Source organism: Syntrophorhabdaceae bacterium, assembly GCA_028713955.1.
Lineage (GTDB): Bacteria > Desulfobacterota > Syntrophorhabdia > Syntrophorhabdales > Syntrophorhabdaceae > UBA5609.
The window spans coordinates 1-2,815 of the sequence record JAQTNJ010000338.1; the positions used below are offsets into that span (position 1 = coordinate 1).

Annotated in this window: 2 protein-coding genes; one reads left to right on the plus strand and one right to left on the minus strand. The window is 46.3% G+C overall.

What is annotated here, in order from left to right; genetic code table 11:
• The first annotated feature begins 324 nt into the window (after positions 1-324).
• Positions 325-1,437, plus strand: a complete 1,113-nt coding sequence (locus PHU49_16690; GenBank protein MDD5245648.1) for a DegT/DnrJ/EryC1/StrS family aminotransferase — start codon at positions 325-327, stop codon at positions 1,435-1,437.
• A gap of 64 nt (positions 1,438-1,501) precedes the next feature.
• Here PHU49_16690 and PHU49_16695 read toward each other — a convergent pair.
• The coding region (locus PHU49_16695; GenBank protein ID MDD5245649.1) for a pitrilysin family protein at positions 1,502-2,815 on the minus strand (1,314 nt) is incomplete at its 5' end.

Consider the following 2,815-nt stretch of genomic DNA (forward strand, 5'->3'; position numbering starts at 1 on the left):
CTGCCCTGGCATGGCTGATAGCAAACTCATCTTCAATGAGAGGCATGATAGGAGCAAAGATCGTCCTGCAGGAAAAATTCATGAACCAGAGAAACCAGAAAAACATAAGAAACAGAAAGGCCTTCCCCTTAAGGCCTGTGAACTTTTCCATAGTCATCAATCTACTGCGTTTCACCACAAAAATTCAATGTGTTGTTGAGAACAAATCCGGAAATATGCTAAAATAGCCTTTGAAATCCTAAATTCGAATATCTAAATTCTAAACAAATTCAAATGTTCAAATAGGATATTTGATATTTGGTGCAAAGAGGAGACAGCGAGCATATGAACATACCCCCTATCAACCTGAAGGCCCAGTTCAAACTGGTACAAAAGGATGTGTTGAAAAACATCAGGGAGATTCTCTCTGAACAAAAACTTATTCTCGGGCAATATTGCAGCCGGCTTGAAGATACCATTGCACAGTATGCAGGCGTACCCTCGGCAATATCCTGCGCAAACGGTACCGATGCGCTGATCCTCTCCCTCATGGCCCTTGACATCAAAGAAGGTGACGAGGTCATCACAACCCCCTATACATTCTTCGCAACGGCAAGTTCGGTCGTTCTCATGGGAGCAAAACCTGTTTTCGCTGACATAGAAAGGGAGAGCATGAACATTGACCCCGGGTTGATCGAAAAGGCGATCACTCCGAGGACAAAGGCCATCATAATCGTTCATTTATTCGGAAAGCTCTGTGACATGGACAGGATATCGGCAATAAGTAAGAAGTACGGTATACCTGTCATCGAAGACATAGCCCAATCCCTTGGTTCCCGGAACGATCGCGGGATGTCGGGAAGTTTCGGCGATATTGCGGCATTAAGCTTCTATCCTACGAAAAATCTCGGCGGCATCGGTGAAGGTGGAATGGTTCTTTCAAAGAGGAGAGACCTTGGAGAAAAGGTAAAAAAACTGAGGGTTCACGGAATGGGCAGCGTTCCATATCACCACGAAATGGTAGGCATCAACAGCAGGCTCGACGAGATCAAGGCCTGCGCCCTCGTTGTAAAATTCCCCTATCTTGAAACCTGGAACAGAAAGAGAATGGAGAATGCCCGGTTCTACAACAAAAAACTGAAAGACCTTCCTGTTATGTCTCCCCATATCAAGGATGATCTCTCATACATAGCGCACCAGTATGTCATACGGGTGCAGGAGAGGGATAAGCTGCAGGAATTTCTGAAACAGAAAGGCATTGTGACCGGGGTATACTACCCCCTGCCCCTGCATCTCCAGCCCTGCTTTGCATCCTTCGGATATAAAAAAGGCGACTTCCCTGTAGCGGAGGAGGCATCTCTGACCAGCCTGGCGCTCCCTGTCTATCCGGAATTGAAGAAGGCGGAAAAAGATTATATCGTCGCTTCAGTGCGGGAATTCTTTAATCGTACATCGTAGTTCGTATATCGTATATCGCAAGGATTCTTTTGCAGTTCACGATATACTATATACTATCTACTATCTACGGGTTTGATGGTTTTCCTATCATTACCTGCACCATCCTTTCGAAGGTGAGGTACTTTCTCGCTATCCTGTCTACGTCTTCCTTCGTGACCTTTTCAATGGACCCCGGCCATACCTTGAAATAATTCGGTTTCAGTCCGTACATCGTGTCAAAACACATGGCTGTTGTGATAGCGCCATTTGACTGCATCCTGATGTAATGATTTCCGATAAGGTAATTCTTCCCGTTCTCAACCTCTTTTTGGGTAAATCCATCCCTGAGGATCCTGTCTATCTCCACTCTTACTATCCTTTCAACCTCTCCGGCCAGCTTTCTGTCTGTTCCGATATAAATGCCCATGCCACCCGTTTCATATGCCATCTGGTTGAAAAAGGTCAATGCGTATGCGTATGGGTTATCTTCACGCAATACCTTGTGTATCCTTCCGCCCATTCCGGACAGTATGGCATCCATCACCTCCGCTGCATACCTGTCTTTATCGAGAAGCCCGGGACCAGGAAAACCAAAGATGAGGTGTGTCTGCAGAATATCCTTTTCGATGGTTACATTCTTTTGTGATACCCTTGCAGGTTCCTTGCGCAACATATGCGTTTCTCCCTTCCAGCCGGAAAAGAGTTCCCTTGCAAGTGTCGTCAGCTCCTTTTCATTAATATCGCCGGATATGGCCAGGACCGCATTGGAGGGGCTTACGTACTCTTTATACAATCTCTCCAGATCATCGATCCCTGTACCCTCTACGTCACGCTCCTTCCCGATGGGGTCTTTGCTGTATGGATGTCCTTCGTACAGCACTTCGTTAAAACGCCTGAACGTAAAACCGATAGGGTCATCATCCCTCTGACGGATCTCTGACAGCACTTCTGTCTTGATCTTTCCGAGCTCCTCTTCTTTCATAATTGTCGCAGTGAGGAGTTCATGCAGAAGGTTAAGAACAGCCTTCAGGTCTTTGATCAGAAACTTTCCCGAAAGCCCAAAGATGTTTCTCCCGTTAAAAGGTGAGAGCTCGCCCGCAAGGAGATCGATCTCTCTCGCTATTGTTGTCGCATCCTTATTTTTTGTGCCTCTCAGGAGCATCTTCGAGAGGAGGTTGAATGTCCCGTTTTTGTTGTGCGGTTCTTCTTTCAGGCCGCCTGTAAACCCGATCTTGAATGAAAAACTCGGGGATGCCTGATTTTTATTGACGACAAGCTTAAGCCCATTCTTCAACTGAAACGTATGGGGGTTCGCGGTCTCCTTAGGCTTCAAAACAACAACGCTCTTTTCCTTACCGATAATATATTTCTCAAGGACACGCCTGATATCTGCCTGGGT